The sequence below is a fragment of the Pseudomonas sp. genome (assembly GCF_030683065.1).
In the GTDB taxonomy this organism is placed as follows: domain Bacteria; phylum Pseudomonadota; class Gammaproteobacteria; order Pseudomonadales; family Pseudomonadaceae; genus Aquipseudomonas.
The window spans coordinates 34,032-57,864 of record NZ_JAUXMX010000004.1 but is presented as its reverse complement, the minus strand read 5'-3'; the positions used below and the strand labels follow the sequence as shown (position 1 = coordinate 57,864).

23 protein-coding genes are annotated in these 23,833 nt (G+C 57.8%); 21 read left to right on the top strand and 2 right to left on the bottom strand.

Translation table 11 applies throughout. The features are described 5' to 3' along the window. Positions 1–2: 2 nt before the first annotated feature. Positions 3–1,106, bottom strand: coding sequence for a DNA polymerase III subunit beta (dnaN, locus tag Q8K09_RS00505; RefSeq protein WP_305252941.1), 1,104 nt, complete (start codon positions 1,104–1,106; stop codon positions 3–5). Between the two features lie 32 nt (positions 1,107–1,138). After that, on the bottom strand, positions 1,139–2,599 hold the full coding sequence (gene dnaA, locus Q8K09_RS00500) for a chromosomal replication initiator protein DnaA (RefSeq protein WP_305252939.1): 1,461 nt from the start codon (positions 2,597–2,599) through the stop codon (positions 1,139–1,141). A 521-nt stretch (positions 2,600–3,120) separates the two neighbouring features. On the opposite strand from dnaA, the gene rpmH reads away from it, so the two are divergent. From rpmH to glmS, 21 genes are all read left to right on the top strand, one after another. After that, positions 3,121–3,255 (top strand): 50S ribosomal protein L34, encoded by a 135-nt coding sequence (rpmH, locus tag Q8K09_RS00495; protein ID WP_002551315.1) that lies wholly within the window; start codon positions 3,121–3,123, stop codon positions 3,253–3,255. A gap of 14 nt (positions 3,256–3,269) precedes the next feature. After that, positions 3,270–3,671 (top strand): ribonuclease P protein component, encoded by a 402-nt coding sequence (gene rnpA, locus Q8K09_RS00490; RefSeq protein ID WP_305252903.1) that lies wholly within the window; start codon positions 3,270–3,272, stop codon positions 3,669–3,671. Next, positions 3,664–3,909 carry a membrane protein insertion efficiency factor YidD gene (yidD, locus tag Q8K09_RS00485; protein WP_305252901.1) on the top strand — a complete coding sequence of 82 codons (246 nt, stop codon included), beginning with the start codon at positions 3,664–3,666 and terminating at the stop codon, positions 3,907–3,909. The genes rnpA and yidD overlap by 8 nt, the downstream gene beginning before the upstream one ends. A gap of 2 nt (positions 3,910–3,911) precedes the next feature. Then, complete coding sequence (gene yidC, locus Q8K09_RS00480; protein WP_305252899.1) at positions 3,912–5,660, top strand: membrane protein insertase YidC; 1,749 nt, start codon at positions 3,912–3,914, stop codon at positions 5,658–5,660. Positions 5,661–5,735: 75 nt separating this feature from the next. Beyond that, positions 5,736–7,103 carry a tRNA uridine-5-carboxymethylaminomethyl(34) synthesis GTPase MnmE gene (gene mnmE / locus Q8K09_RS00475; RefSeq protein WP_305252898.1) on the top strand — a complete coding sequence of 456 codons (1,368 nt, stop codon included), beginning with the start codon at positions 5,736–5,738 and terminating at the stop codon, positions 7,101–7,103. A gap of 743 nt (positions 7,104–7,846) precedes the next feature. Next, on the top strand, positions 7,847–9,739 hold the full coding sequence (gene mnmG, locus Q8K09_RS00470; RefSeq protein ID WP_305252896.1) for a tRNA uridine-5-carboxymethylaminomethyl(34) synthesis enzyme MnmG: 1,893 nt from the start codon (positions 7,847–7,849) through the stop codon (positions 9,737–9,739). Further along, the gene (gene rsmG, locus Q8K09_RS00465; RefSeq protein ID WP_305252895.1) at positions 9,739–10,386 is read left to right on the top strand and encodes a 16S rRNA (guanine(527)-N(7))-methyltransferase RsmG; all 648 of its coding nucleotides are present in this window, start codon (positions 9,739–9,741) and stop codon (positions 10,384–10,386) included. Before mnmG ends, rsmG begins: the two co-directional genes overlap by 1 nt. Positions 10,387–10,398: 12 nt before the next feature. Next, on the top strand, positions 10,399–11,187 hold the full coding sequence (locus Q8K09_RS00460; protein ID WP_305252893.1) for a ParA family protein: 789 nt from the start codon (positions 10,399–10,401) through the stop codon (positions 11,185–11,187). 10 nt (positions 11,188–11,197) lie between these two features. Continuing rightward, positions 11,198–12,070: a ParB/RepB/Spo0J family partition protein gene (locus Q8K09_RS00455; protein WP_305252892.1), complete on the top strand. Its 873-nt coding sequence runs from the start codon at positions 11,198–11,200 to the stop codon at positions 12,068–12,070. 139 nt (positions 12,071–12,209) lie between these two features. Then, positions 12,210–12,599 carry a F0F1 ATP synthase subunit I gene (locus tag Q8K09_RS00450; RefSeq protein WP_305252891.1) on the top strand — a complete coding sequence of 130 codons (390 nt, stop codon included), beginning with the start codon at positions 12,210–12,212 and terminating at the stop codon, positions 12,597–12,599. Positions 12,600–12,623: 24 nt separating this feature from the next. After that, positions 12,624–13,442, top strand: a complete 819-nt coding sequence (gene atpB, locus Q8K09_RS00445) for a F0F1 ATP synthase subunit A (RefSeq protein ID WP_305252889.1) — start codon at positions 12,624–12,626, stop codon at positions 13,440–13,442. Between the two features lie 66 nt (positions 13,443–13,508). Further along, positions 13,509–13,748 (top strand): F0F1 ATP synthase subunit C, encoded by a 240-nt coding sequence (gene atpE / locus Q8K09_RS00440; RefSeq protein ID WP_305252888.1) that lies wholly within the window; start codon positions 13,509–13,511, stop codon positions 13,746–13,748. Positions 13,749–13,841: 93 nt separating this feature from the next. Next, positions 13,842–14,312, top strand: a complete 471-nt coding sequence (locus Q8K09_RS00435) for a F0F1 ATP synthase subunit B (RefSeq protein WP_305252886.1) — start codon at positions 13,842–13,844, stop codon at positions 14,310–14,312. Between the two features lie 12 nt (positions 14,313–14,324). After that, a complete protein-coding gene (locus Q8K09_RS00430; RefSeq protein ID WP_305252885.1) occupies positions 14,325–14,861 on the top strand; it encodes a F0F1 ATP synthase subunit delta in 537 nt (178 codons plus the stop codon). 15 nt (positions 14,862–14,876) lie between these two features. After that, positions 14,877–16,421 (top strand): F0F1 ATP synthase subunit alpha, encoded by a 1,545-nt coding sequence (atpA, locus tag Q8K09_RS00425; protein ID WP_305252883.1) that lies wholly within the window; start codon positions 14,877–14,879, stop codon positions 16,419–16,421. Between the two features lie 50 nt (positions 16,422–16,471). Further along, entirely contained in the window at positions 16,472–17,335 is an 864-nt protein-coding gene (gene atpG / locus Q8K09_RS00420) for a F0F1 ATP synthase subunit gamma (protein ID WP_305252882.1), read from the top strand. A 29-nt stretch (positions 17,336–17,364) separates the two neighbouring features. Continuing rightward, complete coding sequence (gene atpD / locus Q8K09_RS00415; protein ID WP_305252880.1) at positions 17,365–18,741, top strand: F0F1 ATP synthase subunit beta; 1,377 nt, start codon at positions 17,365–17,367, stop codon at positions 18,739–18,741. A gap of 165 nt (positions 18,742–18,906) precedes the next feature. Further along, positions 18,907–19,332: a F0F1 ATP synthase subunit epsilon gene (locus Q8K09_RS00410; RefSeq protein ID WP_305252878.1), complete on the top strand. Its 426-nt coding sequence runs from the start codon at positions 18,907–18,909 to the stop codon at positions 19,330–19,332. Positions 19,333–19,537: 205 nt separating this feature from the next. Beyond that, positions 19,538–20,896 carry a bifunctional UDP-N-acetylglucosamine diphosphorylase/glucosamine-1-phosphate N-acetyltransferase GlmU gene (gene glmU, locus Q8K09_RS00405; RefSeq protein WP_305252876.1) on the top strand — a complete coding sequence of 453 codons (1,359 nt, stop codon included), beginning with the start codon at positions 19,538–19,540 and terminating at the stop codon, positions 20,894–20,896. Between the two features lie 216 nt (positions 20,897–21,112). Next, complete coding sequence (locus tag Q8K09_RS00400; protein ID WP_305252874.1) at positions 21,113–21,883, top strand: DeoR/GlpR family DNA-binding transcription regulator; 771 nt, start codon at positions 21,113–21,115, stop codon at positions 21,881–21,883. Between the two features lie 14 nt (positions 21,884–21,897). Beyond that, positions 21,898–23,760, top strand: coding sequence for a glutamine--fructose-6-phosphate transaminase (isomerizing) (gene glmS, locus Q8K09_RS00395; RefSeq protein WP_305252872.1), 1,863 nt, complete (start codon positions 21,898–21,900; stop codon positions 23,758–23,760). The last annotated feature ends 73 nt before the right edge of the window (positions 23,761–23,833 follow it).

The window sequence follows — 23,833 nt, the reverse complement described above, 5'->3', positions numbered from 1 at the left end:
TATTACAGACGCATGGGCATAACGACATAGGCAGAATCGTCGTTATCGGCTTCCTGCACCAAGGCACTGCTATTGGAGTCGGACAGAATCAGACGAACCTGCTCTGTCGTCATAACCCCAAGCACATCAAGCAGGTAGCTGACATTGAAACCGATCTCCAACTGATTACCGTTATAGTCCACGGCGATCTCTTCTTCGGCTTCTTCCTGTTCAGGGTTGTTGGCCTGAATTTTCAGTAAGCCGGCAGCCAACTGCAAACGAATACCGCGGTACTTCTCATTGGAGAGAATGGCGGTACGACTGAACGCTTCGCGCAGCCCCTGACGATCAGCCACCACCAGCTTGTCGCCACCACGCGGCAGGACGCGCTCGTAGTCCGGGAACTTGCCGTCAACCAGCTTGGAGGTGAAAGTGAACTCACCAGTGGTCGCACGAATATGATGCTGGCCCAGGATTATGCTGACGTTGGCATCCTGCTCGGTCAGCAGGCGCGCTAACTCGAGAATACCTTTACGCGGCACGATTACCTGATGACGTTCGGTCTGTTCGATCTCGGCTGCCATGGAACACATGGCGAGACGATGGCCATCGGTGGCGACGGCACGCAGGATGCCAGTCTGGACTTCCAGCAACATGCCATTGAGGTAATAACGCACGTCTTGCTGCGCCATGGCAAAACTGGTCCGCTCGATCAGGCGCCGGAGTCTGCTTTGACTCAGGCTGAGGGTCAGCGAACCTGGGCCTTCCTCAACTGTAGGAAAATCGTTGGCCGGTAGAGTCGACAGGGAAAAGCGGCTGCGGCCGGCCTTAATCAGCAACTTCTGATCGTCGATGCGGATGTCGATCAACGCATCGCTCGGCAAGCTTTTGCAGATATCCATCAGCTTGCGCGCCGGTACGGTGATTTCACCCGGCTCGGCCGGTTCATCCAGGCTGACACGGCCCACCAACTCGACTTCGAGATCGGTACCGGTGAGCGACAGTTGCTGGCCTTCGACCACCAGCAGCACATTGGACAGCACCGGCAAGGTCTGCCGGCGTTCCACGACGCCGGCGACCAGTTGCAGCGGTTTCAACAAGGCTTCGCGTTGAATAGTGAAATGCATGGTCTAGTCCCTTGCCTAGTGGAGTGGCGTATTCAAGTGGTCAACGTACGCAGCAGATTCTTGTAATCCTCGCGGATGTCCGCGTCGGATTCCTTCAGTTCAGCAATCTTGCGGCAAGCATGAAGTACCGTGGTGTGATCGCGGCCGCCGAAGGCATCGCCAATTTCCGGCAGGCTGTGGTTGGTCAATTCCTTCGACAGTGCCATCGCTACCTGGCGAGGTCTTGCCACAGAGCGTGAACGACGCTTGGAAAGCAGATCAGAAATCTTGATCTTGTAGTACTCGGCCGTGGTGCGCTGGATATTGTCGATGCTGACCAACTTGTCCTGCAGCGCCAACAAATCCTTCAGCGATTCACGAATCAATTCGATGGTGATGTCGCGTCCCATAAAGTGCGAATGGGCAATCACGCGTTTGAGCGCGCCTTCCAATTCACGCACGTTTGAACGGATGCGCTGGGCAATGAAAAACGCTGCGTCGTGGGGCAGATCGACTTTGGCCTGATCGGCCTTCTTCATCAGGATCGCTACCCGGGTTTCCAGCTCGGGCGGTTCGACCGCCACGGTCAGGCCCCAACCGAAGCGCGACTTCAGGCGTTCTTCCAGGCCTTCGATTTCCTTGGGATAGCGGTCGCTGGTGAGAATCACCTGCTGGCCACCCTCAAGCAAGGCGTTGAAGGTGTGGAAGAACTCTTCCTGGGAGCGTTCTTTCTTGGCGAAGAATTGAATGTCGTCGATCAGCAACGCATCCACCGAACGGTAGAAACGCTTGAACTCGTTAATCGCATTCAGTTGCAGCGCCTTGACCATGTCGGCAACAAAACGCTCGGAGTGCAGGTAGACCACCTTAGCGTTCGGATTCTTGGCCAGCAGGTGGTTGCCTACGGCATGCATCAAGTGAGTCTTGCCCAACCCCACGCCGCCATAAAGAAACAGCGGGTTGTAACCATGCTTGGGGTTATCCGCTACTTGCCAAGCTGCCGCACGGGCCAGCTGGTTAGATTTACCCTCGACGAAATTATCGAAGGTGAAGGTACGGTTCAGATAGCTGGTGTGCTTGAGCCCACCTTCGACCTGCACAGTACGCTCAGTGCGCGCAGGAGCCGTCTGGCTTGCAGCGCCTGCCATCGGATCAAAGCTGGAACGCGATGGCTCTGAGAGTACCGGTGGCGCCTTCTGGGTTGGCGCTGGCGTAGTGGCTATGGCGGGCGCAGGTGCGGCAACGGCAGCTACGCGCGGGGCACTGCTGCGTTTACTGCCTATTAATAGAGACAGCGCCGGCACCATGCCGTTGGTCCGTTCAGCAAGTAACTCGAGCAACCGCGTCAGGTACTTTTCATTAACCCAGTCAAGCACAAAACGATTGGGTGCATAAACGCGAAGCTCATCGCCCGCGGCTTCGACCTGCAGCGGCCGGATCCAGGTATTGAATTGCTGGGCCGGCAGTTCATCGCGCAGAAGCTCAACGCACTGCTGCCAAAGTTCAACGGACACGGATAACCCCTAAATAGGAAAGCGGCGATGCAAAAAACAGCCGCCATTGTAGCCGCCGAAGACAAAGTTATCCACACGAAAAGGTCCCGGCAGCCTGGCTAGAAGTGTCAGTACAAGAATCGACCGTTGGTCGATCACTATGAATTTAGCTCTGTGGATAACCCTGCCTAAGCCCAGCGGATAAGCCTGGGCATAAGTGGTGGAAGAACCGCCCTGTGGATAACTTACCATTCCATCCCCAGCTTATCCGCTGCATGCACACAGCTGGAGCACCACTTCCTGACAGACTTGCCCTTGCTTGAAAGCGCCGCCAGTAAAGGGCTAGAGGCACTTATGCACAGATAAAGGCCTTGCTAATAGTTATTAAAATAATAGAAAAGCTTTAAATATTCTCTTCTCTATATTCTTTATTAACGAAAAGGCTGGTTGGAAATTGACCTAACCCTCGCGAGTCTCTAGAATCGCCGGTCTCTTAAAACGGGGGCCATTCCGGCCCGTAGTCGACGACCAGGTACCGCACCATGAAACGTACTTTCCAACCCAGCACTATCAAACGCGCTCGCACCCACGGTTTCCGTGCTCGTATGGCCACCAAGAACGGCCGTGCTGTCCTGTCGCGTCGCCGCGCCAAGGGCCGTAAGCGTCTCGCCGTCTAAATATCGGTATTGTGGTGAGTCGAGACTTCAGTCGGGAAAAGCGCCTGCTAACCCCCCGACAATTCAAGGCAGTCTTCGACTCCCCTAGCGGCAAAGTTCCGGGCAAAAATGTCCTGCTGCTGGCGCGCAACAATGAGCTTGATCACCCCCGTCTGGGTTTGGTGATTGGCAAAAAGAGCGTAAAGCTCTCGGTTGAGCGCAATCGCCTGAAACGCCAGATACGCGAATCGTTTCGTCTGAACCAGGACAAACTGGTCGGTTGGGACATCGTTGTGGTGGCGCGCAAAGGCCTGGGCGATCTGCAGAATGTCGAATTGGCTAATCAGTTCGACAAGCTCTGGAAACGCCTGGCACGCAACAAGCCAAGCCCGGAAACTGCTACCCCTATCGGGATGAACGACAGTCCCCATGCGTAAACTGGCCTTGATTCCAATCCAGTTCTACCGCTATGCCATTAGTCCGCTGATGGCCAGTCACTGTCGTTTTTATCCAAGCTGCTCCTGCTACGCGCATGAAGCCATTGAACAAAATGGCCTCATGCGTGGTGGCTGGCTGGCATTGCGCCGGCTTGGCCGCTGTCACCCGTGGAATCCCGGTGGCTACGACCCGGTTCCCCCCGCGAAAACCTCCCGTTCCTCTTCGATGGCCGAATAATCATGGATATTCAACGCTCGATCCTGATCGTCGCCCTGGCAATCGTGTCCTATATGATGGTTCTCCAGTGGAACCAGGACTACGGTCAAGCTGCCCTGCCGACTCAGACTGCAGCAGTCAGCAGTACCGTTCCGGGCTTGCCGGATACCACTGCCAGCGCAAAAACTGCTAACGGTGATGACATACCGACTGCAGCTCCTGCCGCCGATTCAGGCTCTATCAGCGTTGCCCCTGTAGCCGTCAGCAACCAACTGATTCGAGTGAAAACCGACGTCCTGGATCTGGCTATCGACCCGCGCGGTGGCGATGTTGTGGAACTGCGTCTGCCGCAGTACCCGCGTCGGCAAGATCATCCTGACGTGCCTTTCCAGCTGTTTGATAACGGTAGCGAACGCACCTATCTGGCACAAAGCGGTTTGATCGGCACTAACGCGCCGGACAAGTCCAGTGGACGTGCGCTGTGGAGCAGCGAGCAACAGAGCTACGAATTGGCTGACGGGCAGGACGAACTGCAAGTCGACCTCAAGCTCAGCGAAGACGGGATCAATTACATCAAACGCTTCACCCTGACGCGTGGTTTGAACGCACAGTGCTCGGCGAGTGAACAACAGCTGAAAAAGCCGGGCTGTGTAGACCCTGCGTCTTACCAGATGACCGTCAGCTACCTGATCGATAACCAGAGCGACAAAGCATGGAGCGGCAACATGTTCGCTCAGCTCAAGCGCGATGGCAGCGATGACCCTTCTTCGACCACTGCCACTGGCACCGCGACCTACCTGGGTGGCGCGCTCTGGACAGCCGAAGAGCCGTACAAAAAAGTGTCGATGAAAGATATCGACAAGCAAGCCTTCAAAGAAACCGTTCAAGGAGGCTGGGTTGCCTGGCTGCAGCACTATTTTGTTACTGCCTGGATTCCTGCCAAAGACAGCGCCAATCAGGTACAGACCCGCAAAGATAGCCAAGGCAATTACATTGTCGGCTTTACCGGCCCGGCCGTTCAGGTTGCTGCAGGCGCCCAAGGCGAAGTCAGTGCAATTCTGTATGCCGGTCCGAAACTTCAGGGTCACCTGAAAACCCTGTCCCCTGGGCTTGAGTTGACCGTCGACTACGGCATTCTGTGGTTCCTCGCACAACCGATCTTCTGGTTGCTGGAACATATCCACAGCATCCTCGGCAACTGGGGTTGGTCGATCATCGTCCTGACCATCATTATCAAACTGATCTTCTTCCCACTGTCTGCCGCCAGCTACAAGTCGATGGCGCGCATGCGTGCCGTAGCACCGAAACTGGCTGTGCTGAAAGAACAGCACGGCGACGATCGGCAGAAAATGTCCCAGGCGATGATGGAGCTGTACAAGAAAGAGAAGATCAACCCGCTGGGTGGTTGCTTGCCGATTCTGGTGCAGATGCCGGTTTTCCTCGCGCTCTATTGGACCCTGCTGGAAAGCGTGGAGATGCGTCAGGCTCCCTGGATGTTCTGGATAACCGACCTGGCGATCAAGGATCCGTTCTTCATCCTGCCGATCATCATGGGCGCTACCATGTTCATCCAGCAGCAGCTCAACCCGACGCCGCCGGACCCTATGCAGGCCAAGGTACTGAAGCTGATGCCGATCATCTTCACCTTCTTCTTCCTCTGGTTCCCAGCTGGTCTGGTCCTGTACTGGGTGGTCAACAACGTCTTGTCGATCGCACAGCAGTGGTACATTACCCGCAAGATCGAAGCAGCAGCCAGGGCCGCAGACGCCTGAGCAATGATTGCTTCTAAGCTGTAACAAACGCCCCTTTTCAGGGGCGTTTTGCTATGTCGTATTCAGGAGAACCGCATGCCAACCGTTACTGAAACCATTGCTGCCGTCGCCACCGCCCAAGGTCGGGGCGGCGTGGGTATCGTGCGTGTTTCCGGACCACTGGCCGGGAAACTGGCTACAGCAATCTGCCAGCGTGAGCTGAAACCACGCTACGCCCACTACGGCCCTTTTTTTGCAGCTGCCGAACAGGTGCTCGATGAAGGCCTGGCCCTGTACTTCCCCGGCCCCAACTCCTTTACCGGCGAAGATGTGCTGGAACTGCAAGGCCACGGCGGCCCGGTGGTGCTGGATTTGCTTCTGCGTCGCTGCCTGCAGCTCGGTGCACGCCAGGCCCGGCCCGGCGAGTTCAGTGAACGCGCGTTTCTCAACGACAAACTCGACCTGGCCCAGGCCGAAGCGATTGCCGACCTGATCGAAGCCAGTTCAGAACAGGCGGCGCGCAATGCCCTACGTTCGCTGCAGGGGGAATTCTCGCGGCGCATACACGGCCTCACCGAGCGCCTGATCAGCCTGCGCATCTACGTCGAAGCGGCCATCGATTTTCCGGAAGAAGAGATCGACTTCCTCGCCGATGGCCATGTACTGAACCTGCTCGAGGGTGTGCGAAAAGACCTGACTGAGGTGCTGCGCGAAGCGGGACAAGGTGCGTTGCTGCGCGATGGCATGACCGTGGTGATCGCCGGTCGGCCGAACGCCGGCAAGTCCAGCCTGCTGAACGCTCTGGCTGGGCGCGAAGCCGCTATTGTCACCGAGATAGCCGGCACCACCCGCGATGTGTTGCGCGAACATATCCACATTGACGGTATGCCGCTGCATGTTGTGGATACTGCCGGCTTGCGCGCTACCGAGGATCAGGTGGAAAAGATCGGCGTCGAGCGGGCACTTAAAGCCATTGGCGAAGCCGACCGCATACTCCTGGTGGTTGACGCCACCGCGTCGGAAGCGCATGACCCCTTTGCGTTATGGCCAGAATTTCTTGATCAGCGCCCCGCTGCGGGCAAAGTAACCCTTATCCGCAACAAGGCTGACCTATCGGGCGAAGCTGTTGCCCTGGAAGTTGGCAGCGATGGTCACGTGACCATCAGCCTCTCGGCCAGTTCAGGCGACGGCCTGGAGCTGTTGCGTGAGCACCTGAAAGCCTGCATGGGTTATGAGCAGACTGCCGAGAGCAGCTTCAGTGCCCGCAGACGGCACCTGGAGGCGTTGCGCCTGGCCGCGACCCATCTTGACCATGGCCACGCACAACTGACCCTGGCAGGGGCCGGTGAGCTGCTCGCCGAAGACCTGCGCCTGGCCCAGCAGTCTCTGGGCGAGATCACCGGAGCCTTCAGCTCTGACGACCTGCTCGGGCGGATATTCTCCAGCTTCTGTATCGGCAAGTAGGATGGGTCGGGCCGCGTAGGTTAGCGCCGCAGAATCCAAAATCTGCGAGCAACTCAAATCCCCCCGCGTCGCATAACTCATCATGACGTGGCGCAGATGGGTTACGGCGCCTCTACCACCTGCTGTGTTCACGACTACCTCTCTGCACCTAACCCAGCCTTAACACCTCATGATTTCTGATGGGTTACGGCGCATCCAGCCCCCACTTGAATCCTGAATCTTCTCCCCGCGCCTAACCCATCCTACAAATCGCTGCGCCCCGAATCCCTTTTTGTGTCGCCGTGGCAGGCATCTGCTTGGGCGAAATATGTATATCGCGCACTTATTTCCCCAGCTAAGCCCTGTGGAAAACCGTGCCTGAGCCCTGCCTATAACCCGGTGATAAAACTGAGGATAAACGCCCCTGTGGATAACCATCGCTTTCATCCACAGGGTATCTACGGCTATCCAACAGGCTAACGGCAGGATCATCACAGCCTTTTGAAACGCTGTAGGCCTTGTCGTTATTGGTCTACAGCAATCTATCCACAGAAAAGCGCTTCATACTTAATAAACATAAAAATAAAGATCTATATAAATTCATTCTTTTATTCTCTATTAACCGACAGCGCTGTGGAGAGCCAAAGCAGGCTGGCTATTTTTTGTGCACAAGGCTTCTTTCACACGGCCTAAATCCCTATACTTGCCGGCTTCCCAGCTTTTCAAAGCAAAAACCCCATTTATCAACAGGCACGAGGTTCGTGGTGGATTTCCCTTCCCGTTTTCAGGTGATCGTGATCGGCGGTGGTCATGCCGGCACTGAGGCTGCTCTGGCAGCAGCACGCATGGGAGTAAAAACCCTGCTGCTGACCCATAACGTGGAAACCCTCGGGCAGATGAGCTGCAATCCGGCGATTGGCGGGATTGGCAAAAGTCATCTGGTCAAGGAAATCGACGCTCTCGGCGGCGCCATGGCAGCGGCCACTGACAGGGGTGGTATCCAGTTCCGTGTGCTCAACAGCCGCAAGGGTCCAGCTGTACGTGCCACTCGTGCCCAGGCCGATCGGGTGCTGTACAAGGCCGCGATTCGCGAAACTTTGGAAAACCAGGCCAACCTGTGGATATTTCAACAAGCTGCAGATGACCTGATCGTTGAAAACGACGAAGTCAAAGGCGTGGTCACCCAAATGGGCCTGCGCCTGTTCGCCGATTCGGTGGTATTGACCACCGGCACCTTCCTCGGCGGACTTATCCACATCGGCATGCAGAACTATTCCGGCGGCCGAGCCGGTGATCCGCCGTCGATCGCCCTGGCTCAGCGTTTACGTGAATTGCCGCTGCGCGTTGGTCGCCTGAAAACCGGTACCCCGCCGCGCATCGATGGTCGTTCGGTGGATTTCTCGGTGATGACCGAGCAGCCGGGCGACACGCCAACGCCGCTGATGTCTTTTCTCGGGCGCGCCGAGCAGCAACCACGCCAGGTCAGCTGCTGGATTACCCACACCAATGCGCGTACCCATGAAATTATCGCCGCCAACCTCGACCGTTCGCCGATGTACTCCGGGGTGATCGAAGGCGTCGGCCCGCGTTACTGTCCGTCGATCGAGGACAAGATTCATCGCTTCGCCGACAAGGATAGCCATCAGGTATTTATCGAGCCGGAAGGGCTGACCACCCACGAGCTCTACCCCAACGGCATTTCCACCTCGCTGCCGTTCGACGTGCAATTGCAGCTGGTACGTTCGATTCGCGGCATGGAAAACGCCCACATTGTGCGTCCCGGTTACGCCATCGAGTACGACTACTTCGATCCGCGTGATTTGAAATACAGCCTCGAAACCAAGGTCATCGCCGGCTTGTTTTTCGCCGGACAGATCAACGGCACCACGGGTTACGAAGAAGCCGGCGCGCAAGGTTTGCTCGCCGGGGCCAACGCCGCGCTGCGCGCCCAGGGCAAGGACAGCTGGTGTCCGCGCCGCGACGAGGCTTACATCGGTGTATTGGTCGACGACCTGATTACCTTGGGTACTCAGGAGCCGTACCGGATGTTCACCTCGCGGGCCGAATACCGGTTGATCCTGCGCGAAGACAACGCCGATCTGCGCCTGACCGCGAAAGGCCGCGAGCTTGGCTTGGTCGATGACGTCCGCTGGGCGGCATTCGAAACCAAACGCGAAGCCATCGAAGTGGAAGAGCAGCGCCTGAAAAGTACCTGGGTCAGACCCGGCACGCCCCAAGGCGATGCTATCGCTGCGCATTTCGGGACGCCGTTGACCCATGAGTACAACCTGCTCAATCTGCTGTCGCGCCCGGAGATCGATTACATCGGCCTGACCGAACTGACAGGCGCGGGTGCAGAAGACCCGCGCGTCGCCGAGCAGGTCGAGATCAAGACCAAGTACGCCGGCTACATCGACCGTCAACAGGATGAAATTGCCCGGCTGCGCGCCAGCGAAGACACCAAATTACCGGTGGACATCGATTACAACGGGATTTCCGGTTTGTCCAAGGAAATCCAGCACAAGCTCGGCAACACCCGCCCGGAAACCCTCGGCCAGGCTTCGCGGATCCCAGGTGTTACCCCAGCGGCGATTTCCCTGTTGCTGATCCATTTGAAGAAACGCGGCGCTGGTCGCCAGTTGGAGCAAAGCGCCTGATGTCAGTGGTAACCAGCAAGCACGCCGAAGAACTGGCGCAAGGCGCTATCGAACTGGGCGTAGAGGTTTCGTCCACACAGCAGGAGCAACTGCTCGCCTACCTGGCGCTGCTGATCAAGTGGAACAAGGCCTACAACCTCACCGCGGTGCGCAATCCGGATGAAATGGTCTCGCGGCACCTGCTCGACAGCCTGAGTGTGCAGCCCTTTGTTGAGGTGGCTGGGGATAACTGGCTGGACGTTGGCAGTGGCGGCGGTATGCCGGGTATTCCCTTGGCCATCCTGTTTCCCGACCGCCAGTTCACCCTGCTCGACTCCAACGGCAAGAAGACTCGTTTTCTGACTCAGGTGAAGTTGGAGTTGAAACTGGCCAACCTCGAAGTTATCCACAGCCGGGTTGAGGCCTTCAAGCCTGAGCAGGCGTTCAGTGGTATCGTTTCCCGTGCCTTCAGCAGCCTGGAAGATTTTGCCAACTGGACTCGCCATCTCGGCAATGGCCAGAGTCAATGGCTGGCCATGAAAGGCGTACACCCGGACGACGAACTGCAAGCTTTGCCGGCTGACTTCAGCCTGGCAACCACCCATGTGCTCAAGGTTCCCGGTTGCCAAGGTCAGCGCCATCTGCTGATACTGCGCCGCTCGGTCTAGGGGAAACGCAACATGGCTAAAGTATTCGCAATTGCCAACCAGAAAGGCGGCGTGGGCAAGACCACCACCTGCATCAATCTGGCCGCCTCACTGGTTGCGACCAAACGCCGGGTGCTGTTGATCGATCTTGATCCACAGGGCAACGCGACCATGGGCAGTGGTGTGGATAAACATGCCCTGGAACACTCGATTTATGACGTGCTGATCGGTGAGTGCAACCTGGTCGAGGCCATGCAGTATTCCGAGCACGGCGGCTACCAGTTGTTGCCGGCCAACCGTGACCTGACGGCTGCGGAAGTCAGCCTGTTGGAAATGAAAATGAAGGAAAGTCGCCTGCGCAACGCACTGGCGCCGATCCGTGAGAACTACGACTACATCCTCATCGACTGCCCGCCTGCGTTGTCGATGTTGACGGTCAATGCCCTGGTGGCTGCCGATGGTGTGATCATCCCCATGCAGTGCGAGTATTTTGCCCTGGAAGGCCTGAGTGACCTGATCAACAGCATTCAGCGCATCGCTCAAATGCTCAATCCTTCGCTTAAAATCGAAGGCCTGCTGCGTACCATGTACGACCCACGCATCAGCCTGACCAATGATGTTTCAGCGCAGCTCAAGGAACATTTTCCAGACACGCTTTACCAAACCGTAATCCCGCGCAACGTGCGCTTGGCCGAGGCCCCCAGCTACGGTATGCCGGCGCTGGTATACGACAAGAGTTCCCGCGGAGCCATTGCCTACCTGGCCCTGGCCGGGGAACTGGTTCGTCGTCAGCGCGCCCGCCCCCACACCGCAACCGCATAAGGAATTCCGCATGGCCGCCAAGAAACGAGGGCTGGGACGAGGCTTGGACGCCCTGCTGGGCGGCACTACCGTCACTGCTTTGCAGGAAGAAGCCGTTCAGGCCGACAGCCGCGAGCTGCAATACGTACCCCTGGATCTGATCCAGCGCGGCAAGTACCAGCCACGCCGCGACATGGACGCTACTGCGCTCGAGGAGCTGGCCCAGTCGATCAAGGTCCAGGGTGTCTTGCAGCCGATCGTAGTGCGACCAATTGGCCAGGGCCGTTTTGAAATCGTTGCCGGTGAGCGGCGCTGGCGTGCCAGTCAGCAGGCTGGTTTGGACAAGATCCCGGCGATGGTGCGCGAGCTGCCCGATGAGGCGGCCATCGCCATGGCGCTGATCGAGAACATCCAGCGTGAAGACCTCAATCCGATTGACGAGGCCGTCGCTCTGCAACGGCTGCAGCAGGAATTCAATCTGACCCAGCAACAGGTAGCCGATGCCGTGGGCAAATCCCGCGTGACCATCAGCAACCTGTTGCGTCTGATTGCCCTGCCGGACGAGATCAAGACCCTGCTGTCCCATGGCGATCTGGAAATGGGTCATGCGCGTGCCTTGCTTGGCCTGCCTGCAGAGCAACAGGTCGAAGGGGCGCGACATGTTGTCGCGCGCGGGCTGACTGTCCGACAAACCGAGGCGTTGGTGCGCCAATGGTTGAGTGGCAAGGAAAAGACGGCTGAAGTAGTCAAGTCCGATCCCGACATCAGTCGCCTTGAACAGCGCCTGGCAGAGCGCCTGGGCTCGCCGGTACAAATCAAGCACGGGCAGAAAGGCAAAGGCCAATTGGTGATCCGCTACAACTCACTGGATGAATTGCAGGGCGTACTGGCCCACATTCGCTGAAACAATTGGCCATGTAGTATTGCCGACCCAGGCACTACAGCGAGGTTGATCGGGGGAAAGCATGCACCTATACTCCCCGCGCTGTTTTGTAAGCTTCAAGTTGATTAATGTTTGCAGCTTGAGTTGGGGTGTCGCTGGTTTGGCTATTCGCAATAAAACGCCGTTTATCCAGCAACCCGGATTTCCTGTTCTGCTTGTGCAGGCAATTGTCTGTCTGCTGGTCGCCCTACTTTTTACTCTAGGCAAGGGCCTGACCGCTGGTTACTCGGCTTTACTGGGCGGCATGATTGCCCTGCTGCCGAATGCGTTTTTTGCGTACAAAGCCTTTCGTTATTTTGGCGCGCGTTCGACTAGAGATATCGTCCTGTCCATCTGGTCTGGGGCAATGGGTAAATGGATTCTCACAGCAGTGCTGTTTGCACTGGTGTTTGTGGGCATAAGGCAGTTGGATATTGCGGCGCTATTCGTCGGGTATCTGCTGGCTGTGGCGGCAGCCGCCAGCGCTCCACTACTGATAAAAAATTTCTGAAGCATTAGAGCGTTTGAGGCGTTTATGGCAAACACCCCGGCAGAGTACATCCAGCATCACTTGCAAAACCTGGTCTATGGCGAGCATCCGGAAAAGGGCTGGATTTTGGCCCAAACCCCGGAAGACGTAGCGCAAATGGGCTTTTGGGCAGTTCACGTAGACACCATGGGTTGGTCGGTGTTTATGGGACTGATCTTCCTTGGCCTGTTTCGTTTGGCTGCCAAGAAAGCCACCACCGGTATCCCGGGTGGTCTGCAAAACGTTGCAGAAATGTCCATCGAGTTCATCCAGGGCATCGTCAAAGACACCTTCCACGGTCGCAACTCACTGGTTGCCCCGTTGGCCCTGACTATCTTCGTCTGGGTCATGCTGATGAACAGCCTGAAGTGGATTCCGGTCGATTACATTCCTGGTGTGGCGAGCCTCCTGGGGCTCGAATACTTCAAGATAGTGCCGACCGCCGATCCTAACGGTACCTTCGGCCTCGCTTTGGGGGTGTTCATCCTGATCATCTTCTACAGCATCAAGGTCAAGGGACTCGGTGGTTTCACCAAGGAACTGTCGTTCACGCCGTTCAATCACTGGGCGTTGATTCCGTTCAACCTGTTTCTCGAAATCATTGGCCTGCTGACTAAGCCTTTGAGTCTGGCGCTGCGACTGTTCGGCAATATGTATGCCGGCGAAGTGGTGTTCATCCTGATCGCGCTGTTGCCCTTCTACTTGCAATTCGGGCTCAACGTGCCATGGGCGATCTTCCACATCCTGGTGATCCCGCTGCAGGCGTTCATTTTCATGGTGCTGACGGTGGTGTATCTGAGTGCTGCGCACGAAGATCATCATTGATAGCAACTTGACGCCAGTAACCTGTTCAACAAAAACCTTAACTTATAAAACTCTGGAGCTTTATTTATGGAACTCGTCTATATCGCTGCTGCCCTCATGATTGGTCTGGGCGCACTGGGCACTGGTATCGGTTTCGCCCTGCTGGGCGGCAAGCTGTTGGAATCCACCGCTCGCCAACCTGAGCTGGGCCCACAGCTGCAAACCAAGACCTTCCTGATGGCCGGTCTGCTCGACGCCGTTCCGATGATCGGTGTTGGTATCGCGATGTACCTGATCTTCGTTGTTGCTCCGGCTGCTGGTGCCTAATCACTTTCCAGTGTGATGCGGGATTCGCCTCAGCGAATCCCCATAGCTGTGAAATTGACACCGCTCATACGAGATAGCACGAGGTAAATCGCTGTGAACATAAACCTGACCCTGTTTGGTCAAACGATTTCCTTCGCTATTTTCGTCTGGTTTTGCATGAAGTTCGTATGGCCGCCGCTGACCAGCGCCATGCAAGAACGCCAGAAGAAAATCGCCGAAGGTCTGGATGCTGCAGGACGCGCTGAGCGTGATCTGCATCTTGCCCAGGAACGCGCTGCTCAATTACTTCGTGAAAGTAAAGAGCAGGCCAGCGCAATCATCGACCGCGCGAACAAAACCGCCAATTCGATTGTTGAAGAAGCCAAGACCCAGGCCCGCACTGAAGGCGAGAAGTTGATCGCCGGTGCCAAAGCTGAAATCGATCTGGAAGTGAACCGTGCCAAGGATCAACTGCGTCTACAAGTAGCAGTTCTGGCCGTTGCCGGTGCCGAGAAGATTCTCGAGTCTTCGATAGACGGCGCAGCACACAATGATTTGGTCGCAAAACTGGCCTCACAACTCTAAGCGAGGCAAGCGATGATCAATACCATTACGCTTGGTCGGCCTTACGCCAAAGCCGCTTTTGAGTTCGCCAGCAACGCCGGTCAGGCTGACGCCTGGTTGGCCATGCTGTCCTTTTCCGCTGCCGCCGTGCAGACCCCGGAAGTGGCACAGCAACTGGGAAATCCCGCGTTGACCAGCGAACAGAAAGTTCAAATGCTGGCACAGGTCTGCAGTGGCAACGTTGATGACACGTTCATCAGCTTCCTCTCCGTCCTGAGCAGCAATGATCGTCTGTCGTTGCTTCCGGTCGTACTCGAGCAATTCACCGTATTGAAAGCCGAAGCTGAAAGCACCCTCGACGTTGAGGTGCAAACAGCATTCGAGCTCAGCGCGGAACAACTACAAACCTTGGCTGCCGCGCTTTCCAAGCGGCTTGCTCGAACTGTCCAACCTAAGCCGGTTGTCAATGCTGCCCTTATTGGCGGCCTGTTGATCCGCGCAGGTGACCTGGTCATCGACAGTTCGGTACGCGGCAAATTGAACAAGCTGGCCGAAGCGTTGAAATCCTGATTTGAGGGAACTGGCATGCAGCAACTGAATCCTTCCGAAATTAGCGAAATCATCAAGCAGCGCATTGGCGCGCTGGATGTGACCGCTCAAGCCCGTAATGAAGGCACTATCGTCAGCGTTTCCGACGGTATCGTGCGCATTTACGGCCTCGCCGACGTAATGTACGGCGAAATGATCGAATTCCCTGGTGGCGTTTTCGGTATGGCACTGAACCTGGAGCAAGACTCCGTCGGTGCAGTAGTACTGGGCGCGTACACCACGCTCGCCGAAGGCATGAGCGCCAAGTGCACCGGCCGCATCCTTGAAGTACCGGTTGGTCCGGAACTGCTTGGTCGCGTCGTCGATGCCCTGGGTAACCCGGTTGATGGTAAAGGCCCGCTGAACAACGTCGCCACCGACGCGGTTGAGAAGGTTGCGCCGGGTGTGATCTGGCGTAAGTCGGTCGACCAACCGGTGCAAACCGGTTACAAGTCGGTCGATGCCATGATCCCGGTAGGCCGTGGCCAGCGCGAGCTGATCATTGGTGACCGTCAGATCGGCAAGACTGCTCTGGCAATCGACGCCATCATCAACCAGAAGAACAGCGGCATTAAGTGCGTCTACGTAGCCATTGGTCAGAAGCAATCGACCATCGCCAACGTGGTGCGCAAGCTGGAAGAAAACGGCGCGCTGGCTAACACCATCGTGGTTGCTGCTTCCGCTTCCGAATCCGCTGCGCTGCAGTTCATTGCACCGTACGCCGGTTGCACCATGGGCGAATACTTCCGCGATCGCGGCGAAGACGCGCTGATCGTGTATGACGATTTGTCCAAGCAAGCAGTGGCTTACCGCCAGATTTCCCTGCTGCTGCGCCGTCCGCCAGGCCGTGAAGCCTACCCGGGCGACGTGTTCTATCTCCACAGCCGTCTGCTGGAGCGCGCATCGCGTGTATCCGAAGAGTACGTTGAGAAGTTCACCAACGGCGCTGTGAAAGGTAAAACTGGTTCCCTGACCGCTTTGCCGATCATCGAAACTCAAGGTGGCGACGTTTCCGCGTTCGTTCCGACCAACGTGATTTCCATCACCGACGGTCAGATCTTCCTGGAATCCTCGATGTTCAACTCGGGCATCCGTCCTGCAGTGAACGCCGGTATTTCGGTATCCCGCGTAGGTGGTGCTGCTCAGACCAAGATCATCAAGAAGCTTTCCGGTGGTATCCGTACCGCTCTGGCTCAGTACCGTGAACTGGCCGCATTCGCCCAGTTCGCTTCTGACCTGGACGAAGCCACCCGCAAGCAGCTTGAGCACGGTCAGCGCGTTACCGAGCTGATGAAGCAGAAGCAGTATGCGCCGATGTCCATCGCCGACATGTCGGTGTCCCTGTATGCCGCCGAGCGTGGCTTCCTGCAGGACGTGGACGTGAAGAAAGTGGGTGCCTTTGAAGCAGCGGTGCTTGCCTACTTCAACCGTGATCACGCCGATCTGATGGCGAAGATCAACGAGAAGGGTGACTTCAACGACGAGATCGATTCGGGCCTCAAAGCCGGTATCGAGAAGTTCAAAGCCACCCAAACCTGGTAACCGCAGCGGGGGCCTAGACGCCCCCGCCTGCTTGAACCAAAAGGTGTGAAATGGCAGGCGCAAAAGAGATTCGCAGTAAGATCGCGAGCATCAAAAGCACGCAGAAGATCACCAGCGCCATGGAAAAAGTGGCGGTCAGCAAGATGCGCAGAGCTCAGTCGCGCATGGCTTCTGGTCGTCCCTACGCCGAGCGTATCCGTCAGGTAATTGGCCATTTGGCCCATGCCAACCCGGAATACCGCCACCCATTTATGGTGGAACGCGTCGTTAAGCGCGTCGGCTATATCGTGGTCTCGAGTGACCGTGGTCTGTGTGGTGGTTTGAACACCAACCTGTTCAAGGCACTGCTGAAAAATATGACCGAATGGCGTGATGCCAAGGTCGAAGCAGACTTCTGTGCTGTGGGCGGCAAGGGCGCGAGCTTTTTCCGTAGCTACGGCGGTAATGTGATTGCAGCCATCAGCAAGCTGGGCGAAGAGCCTTCGCTTAACGACCTGATTGGTAGTGTCAAGGTCATGCTCGACGCGTATAGCGACGGCCGAATTGATCGCCTGTATCTGGTGTCGAACAAGTTCGTCAACACCATGACGCAAAAGCCGGAAGTGCATCAGTTGTTGCCGCTGGCCGCGATCGAAGAAGAAGGCGTGCAGAAAGGGCTGTGGGATTACATCTACGAGCCTGATGCACAGTCGCTGCTCGATAGCCTGATGGTTCGCTTTATCGAATCGCAGGTATATCAAGCCGTGCTGGAAAACAGCGCGTGCGAACAGGCAGCTCGGATGATCGCGATGAAGAATGCTACCGATAACGCCGGTGACCTGATCAGTGGTTTGCAACTGGTCTACAACAAGGCGCGTCAGGCAGCGATCACCCAAGAGATTTCGGAAATCGTCGGCGGCGCTGCCGCGGTTTAAGAACGGTTCAAATATTCGAGGAACCAAAGATGAGTAGCGGACGTATCGTTCAAATCATCGGCGCCGTTATCGACGTGGAATTCCCGCGTGATCAAGTGCCGAATATTTATGAAGCGCTGAAAGTAGTCGGCGCCGAAACCACCCTGGAAGTTCAGCAGCAGCTGGGCGATGGCGTGGTACGTACCATTGCGATGGGTTCGACCGAAGGCCTGAAACGCGGCCTGAACGTCGAAAACACCGGTGCCGTAATCCAGGTTCCAGTCGGGATTAAGACCCTGGGCCGGATCATGGACGTACTGGGCAACCCGATCGACGAAGCCGGTCCGATTGGCGAAGAAGAGCGCTGGGGCATTCACCGTCCGGCACCTTCCTACGCTGAGCAGTCGAGCTCCAACGAACTGCTGGAAACCGGGATCAAGGTTATCGACCTGGTTTGCCCGTTTGCCAAGGGCGGTAAAGTCGGTTTGTTCGGTGGTGCCGGTGTAGGCAAAACCGTAAACATGATGGAACTGATCCGTAACATCGCCATCGAGCACAGCGGTTATTCCGTGTTCGCCGGTGTGGGCGAGCGTACCCGTGAAGGTAACGACTTCTACCACGAGATGAAGGACTCCAACGTTCTCGACAAGGTAGCCCTGGTTTACGGTCAGATGAACGAGCCGCCAGGCAACCGTCTGCGCGTAGCTCTGACCGGCCTGACCATGGCCGAGAAGTTCCGTGACGAAGGCCGTGACGTACTGTTGTTTGTTGACAACATCTACCGTTACACCCTCGCCGGTACCGAAGTATCCGCACTGCTCGGCCGTATGCCGTCGGCAGTAGGTTATCAGCCGACCCTGGCCGAAGAGATGGGTGTTCTGCAAGAGCGCATCACTTCCACCAAGACCGGTTCGATCACTTCGATCCAAGCCGTTTACGTACCTGCGGATGACTTGACTGACCCGAGCCCGGCGACCACCTTCGCCCACTTGGACGCCACCGTTGTACTGTCCCGTGACATCGCTTCCCTGGGTATCTACCCAGCGGTCGATCCACTCGACTCGACATCGCGTCAGCTTGACCCGCAGGTAATCGGTCAGGAGCACTACGACACCGCTCGCGGCGTTCAGTACGTGCTGCAGCGTTACAAGGAACTGAAGGACATCATCGCGATCCTCGGTATGGACGAGCTGTCTGAAGAAGACAAGCTGTTGGTATCCCGTGCTCGTAAGATCCAGCGCTTCCTGTCCCAGCCGTTCTTCGTGGCTGAAGTATTTACCGGCTCGCCGGGCAAGTACGTTTCCCTGAAGGACACCATCGCTGGTTTCAGCGGCATTCTTAACGGCGACTATGATCACCTGCCAGAGCAGGCGTTCTACATGGTTGGCGGTATCGAAGAAGCCGTCGAAAAAGCCAAGAAGCTGTAATCGGTGCGCCCGGTAACGGGCGCTCACGGTCTGGTTGAACGCCAGCGAGCGAAGGCTGGGCAAGGTGAGGTCAGGAGAGAAAGCGTTGTTTACTTTTGAGCCTGGTTTCAACGATTGCATAGTCGAACGTAGTAGCGTTCAGATGATCGATACGTGAGGTTAGATATGGCCATGACAGTCCATTGCGATATCGTCAGCGCTGAGGGGCAAATCTTCTCCGGCCTGGTGGAAATGGTGATTGCACACGGCAACTTGGGCGACCTGGGTATTGCACCCGGCCACGCGCCTCTGTTGACCGATCTCAAGCCAGGCCCGATTCGCTTGATCAAGCAGGGTGGCGAGGCCGAGGTTTACTACATCTCTGGTGGCTTCCTGGAAGTTCAACCGAATGTGGTGAAAGTGCTCGCCGATACCGTGCAGCGTGCTGCCGATATTGACGAAGCTGCAGCTCAGGAAGCCCTCAATGCTGCCGAGCGTGCACTGCACGAGAAGGGCGCGGAGTTCGACTACGGTTCCGCCGCCGCTCACCTGGCTGAGGTCGCGGCTCAGCTGCGTACCGTCCAGCAGTTGCGCAAGAAGTTCGGCGGTTAAGTCACCGGCTTCATTGTGTGTAAGTAAAAGGGTAGCCTTGGCTACCCTTTTTCTTTGTCCGCAGTTTTTGTCCGGCATGCTGTAGGGTGCGCCGTGCGCACCGGTCCAGCTGTTTGATGGTGCGCACGGCGCACCCTACGGGGATGCAGCATATTCGCAATCGTTTAACCCCGGGCCGGTTCCCGGGTTGTTCAGGATACCTACCATGTCCCTCGATATCGTTATTCTAGCCGCCGGCCAAGGCACCCGCATGCGTTCGGCCCTACCCAAGGTGCTGCACCCGGTTGCTGGCAAATCCATGCTTGGCCATGTGATAGACACAGCCCGCCAGCTCAAGCCCCAGGGCATTCATGTAGTGATCGGCCATGGTGCAGAGTTGGTTCGCGAGCGTCTGGCGGCCGATGACCTGAACTTTGTACTGCAAAGCGAGCAACTGGGCACCGGCCATGCCGTGGCTCAGGCCTTGCCGATGTTGAGCGCCGAGCGGGTGCTGATTCTCTATGGCGATGTGCCGCTGATCGAAGTGGAAACCCTGCAACGCCTGCTGCTTAAGGTCAGCGAGCAGCAGCTCGGTCTGCTGACGGTCAATCTCAATGACCCGACCGGCTATGGCCGCATCGTTCGAGATGACAATGGCGTGGTGCAGGCTATTGTCGAGCACAAGGATGCCAGCCTCGAGCAACGGCTGATCAGCGAAGGCAATACTGGCATCCTCGCCGTGCCCGGCACGCGTCTGGGCGACTGGCTCGGTCGGCTCTCCAACAGCAACGTCCAGGGCGAGTACTACCTGACCGACGTGATCGCCATGGCGGTGGCCGACGGTCTGGTGGTGGCCACCGAACAGGCCACCGACGAGATGGAAGTGCTGGGCGCCAATGACCGTATTCAGCTTTCGCAGCTTGAACGGCATTATCAGTACCGTGCGGCGCGACGTTTGATGGTGCAGGGCGTGACCCTGATCGACCCGGCCCGCTTCGACCTGCGTGGTGAGGTAACGGTGGGTCGCGATGTATCGATCGATATCAACGTGATCCTCGAAGGTCAGGTGGTCATCGAGGATGGCGTACAGATCGGCCCTAACTGTGTGATCAAGAACAGCATCCTGCGCCAAGGCGCGATCATCAAAGCCAATAGCCATCTGGAAGGTGCCGAAGTGGGCGAGGGCGCCGATTGCGGCCCGTTTGCCCGTCTGCGTCCCGGCTCGCTGCTGGGCGCCCGCGCCCATGTGGGTAACTTCGTCGAGCTGAAGAATGCCACGTTGGGCGAGGGCGCCAAGGCCGGCCACCTGAGCTACCTGGGTGATGCCGAGATCGGTGCCCGAACCAATATTGGCGCTGGCACCATCACCTGCAACTACGATGGCGCCAACAAGTTCAAGACTGTACTGGGCGAGGACGTGTTTATTGGCTCCAACAGCGCCCTGGTGGCACCAGTGACCCTGGGCGATTGCGCCACCACCGGCGCCGGTTCGGTAATTACCGGCGACGTGCCGGCCAACACCCTGGCAGTGGGCCGCGCCAAGCAGCGCAATATCGAAGGCTGGAAGCGCCCGACCAAGAAGTGAAGCAACTCCGTAGGATGGGTAGGGCCGCGTAGGTTGAGCGCAGCGATACCCATGCTGCCAATCGATGGGTTGCGCTTGCTGCTAACCTACGCGGCCCTACCCATCGACGACCCGATCCTAGAGGCGGCCCCGGCCGCCTTTTGTCGTTTTCAGGCTTGACTCGAAAGCTTCATTAGGTTTTGATTCGCGACATTATCTTTCGAATCGAAACTTAGCATGTCGAAACGCAACACTCCGCAACGTCGTCACACCATTCTCGCCTTGCTCGCCGAGCAGGGCGAGGTGAGTGTGGATGAGTTGGCCAAGCGTTTTGCGACATCCGAAGTGACCGTTCGCAAAGACCTCGCCGCCCTGGAAACAAACGGTCTACTGTTGCGCCGTTATGGCGGTGCGGTGTCGCTGCCGCAGGAATTAATCGGCGATGCCACCCAGCCGATTTCCAGGTACAAGCAGGCCATCGCCCGCGCCGGGGTGGCGCGCATTCGCGAGCATGCGCGGATCATCATCGACAGCGGCACCACCACGGCGGCGATGATCCCCGAGCTGGGGCACAAGCCCGGGCTAGTGGTGATGACCAACTCGCTGAATGTGGCCCGCGCCCTCAGCGAACTGGAGCACGAGCCGGTGCTGCTGATGACGGGCGGTACCTGGGACCCGCATTCGGAGTCCTTCCAGGGCCAGGTCGCCGAACAGGTGCTGCGCTCCTACGACTTCGACCAGTTGTTTATCGGTGCCGATGGTATCGACCTGGCCCGTGGCACCACTACTTTCAACGAGCTGCTCGGCCTGTCCCGGGTGATGGCCGAGGTGGCCCGTGAAGTGGTGGTGATGGTCGAGAGCGACAAGATTGGCCGCAAGATTCCCAACCTGGAACTGCCCTGGAGCAGTGTCCATACCCTGATCACCGACGAGCGCCTCAGCGATGAAGTGCGTGAACAACTGACAGCGCGCGGGGTCAACCTGATCTGCGCAGCCGTAGAGCATTAACAAGGAGCAAGACTATGTGTGGCATCGTGGGCGCCGTCGCCGAACGTAATATCACCGCCGTGCTGGTGGAAGGCCTGAAACGCCTGGAATACCGTGGCTATGACAGCGCCGGTGTGGCGCTGCTGAATGAGCAGGGCGAGCTGCAGCGCAGTCGCCGGGTGGGCAAGGTCGCCGAACTGCAGAACGCCCTGAGCGAGCAGCCCCTGGCCGGCCGTCTGGGCATCGCCCATACCCGCTGGGCCACCCATGGTGCGCCGAGCGAACGCAATGCCCACCCGCATTTCTCAGGTAAAGAACCCGGCAGCGCGCTGGCGGTGGTGCACAACGGCATCATCGAAAATCACGAGCAACTACGTGCTCAGTTGAAAGACCTGGGCTACGTGTTTAGCTCCGATACCGATACCGAAGTCATCGTCCACCTGCTCGACCACACGCTGAAAAGCCAGCCGGATCTGACTGCTGCGCTAAAAGAGGCGGTCAAGCAACTGCACGGCGCCTATGGCCTGGCGGTGATCAGCGCCAAGCAGCCGGATCGCCTGCTGGCCGCCCGCAGCGGCAGCCCGCTGGTGATCGGCCTGGGCCTGGGCGAGAACTTCCTCGCCTCGGATCAACTGGCCCTGCGCCAGGTCACCGACCGCTTCATGTACCTGGAAGAAGGCGATATCGCCGAGATCCGCCGCGATGGCGTGCAGATCTGGGACGTCGACGGCAAGCCGGTACAGCGCGAAAGCGTGCAGTACCACGACGGCGCCGAAGCCGCCGACAAGGGCGAATTCCGCCACTTCATGCTCAAGGAAATCCACGAGCAACCCAAAGTGGTGCAGCGCACCCTGGAAGGCCGCCTGGGCACTAACCAGGTGCTGGTCCAGGCGTTCGGCCCGCAAGCCGCCGAGCTGTTCGCCCGGGTCAAGAACGTGCAGATCGTCGCCTGCGGCACCAGCTATCACGCCGGCATGGTCGCCCGTTACTGGCTGGAAGAGCTGGCCGCGATTCCCTGCCAGATCGAGGTGGCCAGCGAATTCCGCTACCGCAAGGTGGTGGTGCAGCCCGATACCCTGTTCATCAGCATCTCCCAGTCCGGCGAAACCGCCGACACCCTGGCTGCCCTGCGCAATGCCAAGGCGCTGAGCCCGGAGCAGGGCGGCTACCTGGCCAGCCTGGCGATCTGCAATGTCGGCATCAGCTCCCTGGTGCGCGAATCCGACCTGTGCCTGTTGACCCAGGCCGGCCCGGAAATCGGCGTGGCTTCGACCAAAGCCTTTACCACTCAGTTGGTCGCTTTGATGTTGCTGACCCTGTCTATTGGCCAGGTACATGGCAGCCTGGCCCCACAACTGGAAGCTGAGCTAGTCGACGAACTGCGCCGCTTGCCGACTCGTCTCGGCGAAGCCTTGGCCATGGATGCGGTGGTGGAGAAGATCGCCGAACTGTTTGCCGACAAGCACCACGCGCTGTTCCTCGGTCGTGGCGCGCAGTACCCGGTGGCGATGGAGGGTGCGCTCAAGCTCAAGGAAATCTCCTATATCCACGCCGAAGCTTACCCGGCCGGCGAACTCAAGCACGGGCCATTGGCCTTGGTCGACAGCGACATGCCGGTGGTCACGGTGGCGCCGAACAACGAGCTGCTGGAGAAGCTCAAATCCAACCTGCAGGAAGTGCGCGCCCGCGGCGGTGAGCTGATCGTGTTCGCCGACCAGCAGGCCGGTATGCGCAACGGCGAGGGCACCCATGTGGTGAACATGCCGCATATCCACGACGCCCTAGCGCCGATCCTCTACACCATCCCGCTGCAGCTGCTGTCCTACTACGTCGCCGTACTCAAGGGCACCGACGTCGACCAGCCGCGCAACCTGGCCAAGAGCGTAACGGTGGAATAAGCGGCATGCGCCTGGCTGCTGGACACGTGGGATGAAAATACAGTCTCGTCCGCATAAATAAAAAACCATCCTA

Bases quoted from the DNA above. Each gene is read 5' to 3' on its own strand.
- Q8K09_RS00460 (WP_305252893.1), top strand. From the start codon at position 10,399: ATGGCTAAAGTATTCGCAATTGCCAACCAGAAAGGCGGCGTGGGCAAG.
- rpmH (WP_002551315.1), top strand. From the start codon at position 3,121: ATGAAACGTACTTTCCAACCCAGCACTATCAAACGCGCTCGCACCCAC.
- mnmE (WP_305252898.1), top strand. From the start codon at position 5,736: ATGCCAACCGTTACTGAAACCATTGCTGCCGTCGCCACCGCCCAAGGT.
- atpD (WP_305252880.1), top strand. From the start codon at position 17,365: ATGAGTAGCGGACGTATCGTTCAAATCATCGGCGCCGTTATCGACGTG.
- atpE (WP_305252888.1), top strand. From the start codon at position 13,509: ATGGAACTCGTCTATATCGCTGCTGCCCTCATGATTGGTCTGGGCGCA.
- atpA (WP_305252883.1), top strand. From the start codon at position 14,877: ATGCAGCAACTGAATCCTTCCGAAATTAGCGAAATCATCAAGCAGCGC.
- Q8K09_RS00410 (WP_305252878.1), top strand. From the start codon at position 18,907: ATGGCCATGACAGTCCATTGCGATATCGTCAGCGCTGAGGGGCAAATC.
- dnaN (WP_305252941.1), bottom strand. From the start codon at position 1,106: ATGCATTTCACTATTCAACGCGAAGCCTTGTTGAAACCGCTGCAACTG.
- yidC (WP_305252899.1), top strand. From the start codon at position 3,912: ATGGATATTCAACGCTCGATCCTGATCGTCGCCCTGGCAATCGTGTCC.
- Q8K09_RS00455 (WP_305252892.1), top strand. From the start codon at position 11,198: ATGGCCGCCAAGAAACGAGGGCTGGGACGAGGCTTGGACGCCCTGCTG.
- glmU (WP_305252876.1), top strand. From the start codon at position 19,538: ATGTCCCTCGATATCGTTATTCTAGCCGCCGGCCAAGGCACCCGCATG.
- rsmG (WP_305252895.1), top strand. From the start codon at position 9,739: ATGTCAGTGGTAACCAGCAAGCACGCCGAAGAACTGGCGCAAGGCGCT.
- yidD (WP_305252901.1), top strand. From the start codon at position 3,664: ATGCGTAAACTGGCCTTGATTCCAATCCAGTTCTACCGCTATGCCATT.
- atpG (WP_305252882.1), top strand. From the start codon at position 16,472: ATGGCAGGCGCAAAAGAGATTCGCAGTAAGATCGCGAGCATCAAAAGC.
- Q8K09_RS00430 (WP_305252885.1), top strand. From the start codon at position 14,325: ATGATCAATACCATTACGCTTGGTCGGCCTTACGCCAAAGCCGCTTTT.
- glmS (WP_305252872.1), top strand. From the start codon at position 21,898: ATGTGTGGCATCGTGGGCGCCGTCGCCGAACGTAATATCACCGCCGTG.
- Q8K09_RS00400 (WP_305252874.1), top strand. From the start codon at position 21,113: ATGTCGAAACGCAACACTCCGCAACGTCGTCACACCATTCTCGCCTTG.
- atpB (WP_305252889.1), top strand. From the start codon at position 12,624: ATGGCAAACACCCCGGCAGAGTACATCCAGCATCACTTGCAAAACCTG.